Below are 6349 nucleotides of genomic sequence, written 5' to 3' on the forward strand. Positions count from 1 at the left end.
TGTCCAGCCTTTACGCCGACATCGACGGCCCCGCCGGCGCTGAAATGCTGAGGTGGGCCGTGCAGGATTTCGGCGGCAAGGTCCTGAACCGCCCCATCGAGGTGCTGAGCGCCGACCACCAGAACAAGGCCRACGTCGCGTCGTCCAAGGCACGTGAATGGATCGACAAGGACGGCCTGCAGATGCTGATTGGCGGTACCAACTCCGGCACGGCACTGGCCATGTCCAAGGTCACCACCGAAAAGAAGAAACCCTTCCTCGTCATCGGCGCCGGTTCGGCCCGCCTGACCAATGAAGACTGCTCGCCCTACACCGTCCACTACGCCTACGACACGGTCTCGCTGGCCAAGGTCGCCGGTTCCGCGCTGGTCAAGGCCGGCAACAAGAGCTGGTACTTCCTGACCGCCGACTACGCCTTCGGCTACTCGCTCGAGGGGGATGCCTCCACCGTGGTCAAGGCCAACGGCGGCACCGTCGCCGGCACCGTCCGCCATCCGCTGAACGCCTCGGACTTCTCGTCCTTCCTGCTGCAGGCGCAGTCTTCCAAGGCGCAAATCCTGGCACTGGCCAATGCTGGCGGCGACTTCACCAACGCCATGAAGGCCGCAAAGGAATTCGGCATCGGCAAGACCATGAAGGTTGCCGGCCTGCTGGTATTCATCAACGACGTGCACTCCCTGGGCCTGGCCAACACCGAAGGCCTGCAACTGGCCGACAGCTGGTACTGGAACCAGGACGACGCCTCGCGCAAGTTCGCCAAGCGCTTCTTCGATAAATACAAGCGCATGCCTTCCAGCCTGCAGGCGGCCGACTACTCCGCCACCCTGAGCTACCTCAAGGCCGTGCAGACCGCCGGCACGACCGATTCCGACAAGGTCATGAGCACGCTCAAGGGCATGAAGATCGAAGACTTCTACAACAAGGGCCAGATCCGCGCCGACGGCCGCATGATCCACGACATGTACCTGTACGAAGTCAAGAGCTCCAAGGATTCGGGCACGCCATGGGACTACTACAAGACCATCGCCAAGGTGCCGGGCGAGCAGGCTTTCACCACGGTGGCCGAATCCAAGTGCTCGGCTCTCAAGAAGTAAAGCATCACTGCAACTGCGCAAACGTTGAACTGACGAAAAAACAAAAAACGGGGTAGAACGAGGGTTCGATCCAGCCGGTCATTTCGCAGAAATGCAGAATGACCGGCTGCTTCTTTGAAAAACCCTTGCACTCCCGCCACAAGTAACGGTATCGGTGTCCTGACAGGTTCCCATGGAAATTTTCGGTATTCCCCTGCAAGCGTTTATGGGCCAGCTGATGCTGGGCCTGGTCAATGGCGCCTTCTACGCCATGCTCAGCCTGGGGCTCGCGGTGATTTTCGGCCTGCTGGGCATCGTCAACTTTGCGCACGGCGCCCTCTACATGCTGGGCGCTTTTGCCGCCTGGATCATGCTGGACCAGTTCGGCATGAACTACTGGTTCGCGCTGGTGCTGGCGCCGCTGACGGTCGGCATTCTCGGCGTCATCATCGAGCGGCTTTTCCTCAAGCATCTGTACAAACTCGATCCACTCTACGGCCTGCTGCTGACCTTCGGCCTGGCGCTGGTTCTCGAAGGCGTCTTCCGTGAAATTTACGGCGTCTCGGGTCAGAACTACAACGTGCCCGACCTGCTGGCCGGCTCCATGGACCTTGGCTTTATGCGCCTGCCGATTTACCGCGCCTGGGTGGTGGTGGTGTCGCTGGTGGTCTGCCTGGGCACCTGGTACCTGATCGAACGCACCCGGCTGGGCGCCTACCTGCGCGCCGGCACCGAAAACGCGCCGCTGGTGCAGGCCTTCGGTATCAACGTGCCCATGATGGTGATGCTGACCTACGGCGCGGGCGCCGCCCTGGCAGCCCTGGCCGGCGTGCTGGCCGCGCCCATCATCCAGGTCAACCCGCTGATGGGCTCCAACCTGATCATCGTGGTCTTTGCCGTCGTCGTGATCGGCGGCATGGGCTCCATCCTCGGCTCGGTCATCACCGGCCTGGGCCTGGGCATCGTCGAAGGCCTGACCCGGGTGTTTTATCCTGAAGCGTCCAACATCGTGGTATTCGTCATCATGGTCATCGTGTTGATGTTCCGGCCCGCCGGCCTCTTCGGAAAGGAAGCCTGACCATGAGCGCCCTCTCCACCAAAGCCGCCAACATGCTGCGCATCACTTACCTCGTCCTGCTGGCTTTTGCGCTGGCCGCGCCCTTCCTGGGTCTCTACCCGGTGTTTGTGATGAAGCTGCTGTGCTTTGCGCTCTTCGCCTGCGCCTTCAATCTGTTGCTGGGTTTTACCGGCCTGCTCTCGTTCGGCCATGCCGCATTCTTCGGCTCTGCCGCTTATGTCACCGGCTGGTTCATCAAGTCGCAGAACTGGACGCCCGAACTGGCTCTGCTGGCCRGCGCGGTGGCGGCCGGGCTGATCGGCCTGCTGGTCGGGCTGGTAGCCATACGCCGCCAGGGCATTTATTTCGCCATGATCACGCTGGCAATTGCGCAGATGGTCTACTTCGTCTGCCTGCAGGCGAGCTTTACCGGCGGCGAGGACGGCCTGCAGGGCGTGCCACGCGGCAAGCTGTTCGGCCTGCTGCCGCTTGAATCCGACATCTCGCTGTATTACGTGGTGGTGGCGATTTTTGTGGCCTGCTTTCTGTTCATCTCGCGCATCGTGCACTCGCCCTTCGGCCAGGTGCTCAAGATGATTCGCGAGAACGAGCCCCGCGCCATCTCGCTGGGCTACAACGTCGACCGCTACAAACTGTTGGCCTTTGTGCTGTCGGCCGCACTGGCTGGCCYGGCCGGTTCGATGAAAACCCTCGTCATGGGTTTTGCCACGCTGTCGGACGTGCATTGGTCCATGTCGGGTGAGGTCATCCTGATGACCCTGCTGGGCGGCGTCGGCACCTTCTTCGGCCCGGTCATGGGCTCGGGCATCGTGATCGCGCTGCAGAACCTGCTGGCCGACAAGGTCGGCTCCTGGGTCACCGTCATCATCGGCGCGATCTTTGTGCTGTGCGTGCTGGCCTTCCGCAAGGGCGTGATCGGTGAGTTGCAGGCCTTCCTCGAACGCCGCCGCGCCGCGGCCAAGGCTGCCTCGGCAAAACCCTGATCGGCAGGGCTGGGCGGTCGTCCCGTCCGGCTGCTTTTAAAGCCCTTCAGTTGCTATTATTTTAATAGCTGCTTGCGCCCGTTACTATTGGCTAACAGCCTCATTTCCTCAAAATCAGTTGCCACGAAACTCGCGCCGGTACATCGACGGCGAGGTTCCAAGCGTCGCCGCAAAGTGCTGCCGCAGGGATACCGCCGAGCCGAATCCTGCGTCCTGGGCAATCTGCTCCATCGAGCGGCCGGTTGATTCAAGTTGCCGCTGCGCCAGCGCCAGGCGCTGGCTTGCCAGCCACTGGCCCACGGTGGTGCCGGTGATCTGCCGGAAGTGCCGGGTGAAGGTGCGCCGGCTCATCAGGGCACGTGCTGCCAGCGTATCGAGGCTGTGGGGCTGACGCAGGTTTTCCTGCACCCACGCCAGGATGGCCGACAGCCGGTGGTCGGAGCCTGTGGCAGGCAAAGGTTGCTCCACGTACTGCGCTTGCCCACCCTGCCGCTGCGGCGCCACCACCATGCGGCGCGCCACCCGGTTGGCCGCTTCGGCGCCGAAGTCCCGGCGCAGCAAATGCAGGCAGCAATCAATGCCGGCGGCCGTGCCCGCCGAGGTGAGCACATCACCGTCGTCAACATACAGCACATCGGGCTGCAGCCTGACCTGCGGATAGCGCTCGGCAAAAGCCGGCGCCAGCGCCCAGTGCGTGGCGGCGGGACGGCCATCCAGCAGGCCGGCCTCGGCCAGCACAAAAGCCCCCAGGCACAGCCCGACGATGCGCGCGCCGCGCTTGTGCGCTGCCCGCAGTGCTTTCAGCAGCGCTTCGGAGGGCCGCTCCATCGGGTCCCGCCACGACGGCACCACCACGGTTTGCGCCTTCGCCAGCGCGCTCAGGCTGTGTTCCACCGCAATGGTGAAGCCCGCTGTCGTATGCAAACTGCCCGGCGTTTCGGCGCACACCAGCAACCTGAAACGCGGCAGATCGGGCCCTGAAAAATCATTGCCGAACACCATGCACGGCACGGAAAGATGAAACGGGCTGATGCCGTCAAACGCCACCACGGCGACCGTGCTGAGCTGGCTTGCGGTGCGTGACTTGATGCGTGACTTGCCGACGACCGGCATCTGTGGAAGTGCTTTTTTCGACATGGCCCAATTCTATCGAATATTGTCAATTGGGCCACTTTCCGGAAAACCTGCCGCGCCCAACAATCACACCATCAGCATCCGTTGATCACTTGATTCAGCCACAACCCGCAGGAGCAAATACATGGCCATCCAGAACTCAAAGCCCGCAGCACCCCGCCGCGCCCTCGTCGTCATCGATGTGCAAAAGGAATATTTCAGCGGCGGCGGCCTGCTCATCGAATACCCGCCGGTGGAAAAGACCTTGCCAAACATCGGCCGCGCCATGGATGCGGCGCGCGCCGCGGGCATTCCGGTCGTCGTGGTGCAACACAGCGAGTCGACCGCAGCGCCCGTGTTCGCCAAAGATTCACCCACATGGGAGCTGCACGAGACTGTGGCAAGCCGTCCGCGTGACCACTACATCGAGAAAGCCTGGCCCAGTGTCTACACCGGCACCGACTTCGCGGCCTGGCTGGAAGCGCACGGCATCGACACCCTGACGGTGGTCGGCTACATGACGCACAACTGCGACGCCTCCACGATTTTTGAGGCCACGCACCGCGGCCTGCATGTGGAGTTTTTGCAGGATGCCAGTGGCGCACTGCCGTATGCCAACGAGGCCGGCCGGGCCAGCGCCGAAGAAATCCACCGCGTGTTCAGCGTGGTGTTTCACTCGCGCTTTGCCGCCACAGGCTCCACCGACGCCTGGATCGCCGCTGTCCAGGCCGGCGGGCGGCTGGAGAAGAACAACGTCCTCGCGTCAAACCGCGCGGCCATTGCCGGCCGGTAACAGGCAACTTTGCGTCGGCCCTCAGAGGCCGTCGGTCGAGAGCGCATGGTTCACGCGCTGCGGCACGACCAGTTGCCCATACCCATCCGGCACAGCCTGGATGTGGATGATGGGCGCGCTGGACGTGACGCTGCCGAACAGCATGGCAAAGGCGGCATCGGCCGCATCACGGCCGGTAGCGAACCGCACAAAGCCCATGGGAATGGCGGTGCCTGACGGATCGAACAGGTACCAGCGATGACCCAGGTAGACCTCGACATAGGCATGGAAGTCGGTGGGGCCGAGCGCGGGGTCGGCGCCGTAATCAATGCCGGTGGCAAAGCGCGCCGGCAGGTTGAGGGCGCGGCACAGCGCGATCATCAAATGCGCGAAGTCGCGGCAAACCCCGACGCGCTCCACCACCGTGTCGATCGCCGAAGTGCTGCCATGCGAGCTGTTGGACTCGAAACTCACGCGCTGCTGCACCCACTGGCAGATGGCTTCTGCCCGGCTGTAGCCTTGCTGCAAATGACCGAACTCGTTGGAGGCCAGCTTCTGCAGCCGGTCGGACTGGCAGTAGCGGCTCGGGTAGATGTAGGGCAGCACGGCACCGGGAAGCTGGCAGACCGGCACCTCGCCCAGCTCACCCGGAGCCGCTGTGTAGTGGTAAATGTCTACGGTGGCTTCATAGCGCACGCTCAGTGGGCCGGGCTGGGCCTGCAGGCGCAGGTAGCGGTTCCGGCTCGCCGGGTCGGCGTCGATGGTGAAGGGCACCGGCTGGCTGACCTGCAGGTTTTCGGCCTGCACGATCTGTTGCTGCGTGTGCGCCGCGTGGACGTTGAAGATGAAGTCGCCGCCCGGAGGCGCGACGTCGTAGTTGAGTTCGACGGAAAACTGGAGCCTGACCATGGATTCTTTCCTTGCCGTTGCGCAAGGGGCAGGCCTGGAGCAAGCCCGCCGCCGCGCAATCGTCAATCAATGAAGGGAGCCTCTCAGCGTGGCGCTCGCCGCAAGCGGGCACCTGCGCAAAAGCGCGCTGATCTGGTGTACCAGTCATTGTGGACCTCTTCGAGGCGGACACCGGCGATTTGCGGGGGTTTGCGGCTTTGGCGTCCGCCATGAATACGTGGTGTCCGGCTTGCGGGTGGCATGGGCGCCTACACGTCAGGGCTGACAACACGAATCAGCGCCCTTTTCGCTATAAATTTAATAGCTGCTTGCGTAAGTCAGGTATGGGCTGAGGGCCGATTTTGCTTAAAAATCCAGGTCAGCGACCCTCAGGCTCGTCATCCAGCAGCCGCACTTTCACGCTTTTGCCCTTGACCCGCCC

General features: G+C 62.9%; 6 protein-coding genes. 4 read left to right on the forward strand and 2 right to left on the reverse strand.

Features of this window, described 5'->3' with window-relative positions:
• From AC1D1P_RS11315 to AC1D1P_RS11325, 3 genes are all read left to right on the forward strand, one after another.
• A partial coding sequence (locus tag AC1D1P_RS11315; RefSeq protein WP_477673033.1) for an ABC transporter substrate-binding protein occupies window positions 1-1094 on the forward strand: 1094 nt, incomplete at its 5' end.
• A 172-nt stretch (window positions 1095-1266) separates the two neighbouring features.
• On the forward strand, window positions 1267-2151 hold the full coding sequence (locus AC1D1P_RS11320; protein WP_477673034.1) for a branched-chain amino acid ABC transporter permease: 885 nt from the start codon (window positions 1267-1269) through the stop codon (window positions 2149-2151).
• A 2-nt stretch (window positions 2152-2153) separates the two neighbouring features.
• Entirely contained in the window at window positions 2154-3134 is a 981-nt protein-coding gene (locus AC1D1P_RS11325; RefSeq protein WP_477673035.1) for a branched-chain amino acid ABC transporter permease, read from the forward strand.
• Between the two features lie 114 nt (window positions 3135-3248).
• On the opposite strand, the gene AC1D1P_RS11330 is transcribed toward AC1D1P_RS11325, so the two are convergent.
• Entirely contained in the window at window positions 3249-4247 is a 999-nt protein-coding gene (locus AC1D1P_RS11330; protein WP_477673038.1) for a GlxA family transcriptional regulator, read from the reverse strand.
• Window positions 4248-4392: 145 nt separating this feature from the next.
• On the opposite strand from AC1D1P_RS11330, the gene AC1D1P_RS11335 reads away from it, so the two are divergent.
• Entirely contained in the window at window positions 4393-5040 is a 648-nt protein-coding gene (locus AC1D1P_RS11335) for a cysteine hydrolase family protein (RefSeq protein ID WP_477673036.1), read from the forward strand.
• Between the two features lie 21 nt (window positions 5041-5061).
• Here AC1D1P_RS11335 and AC1D1P_RS11340 read toward each other — a convergent pair whose 3' ends face one another.
• On the reverse strand, window positions 5062-5928 hold the full coding sequence (locus AC1D1P_RS11340; RefSeq protein ID WP_477673037.1) for a transglutaminase-like domain-containing protein: 867 nt from the start codon (window positions 5926-5928) through the stop codon (window positions 5062-5064).
• Between the last annotated feature and the right edge of the window lie 421 nt (window positions 5929-6349).

This window comes from Polaromonas sp. P1_E1_2, from assembly GCF_056406035.1.

Coding starts and splice junctions, on each gene's coding strand:
- AC1D1P_RS11340 (WP_477673037.1), bottom strand. CDS start 5,928: ATGGTCAGGCTCCAGTTTTCCGTCGAACTCAACTACGACGTCGCGCCT.
- AC1D1P_RS11330 (WP_477673038.1), bottom strand. CDS start 4,247: ATGCCGGTCGTCGGCAAGTCACGCATCAAGTCACGCACCGCAAGCCAG.
- AC1D1P_RS11320 (WP_477673034.1), top strand. CDS start 1,267: ATGGAAATTTTCGGTATTCCCCTGCAAGCGTTTATGGGCCAGCTGATG.
- AC1D1P_RS11335 (WP_477673036.1), top strand. CDS start 4,393: ATGGCCATCCAGAACTCAAAGCCCGCAGCACCCCGCCGCGCCCTCGTC.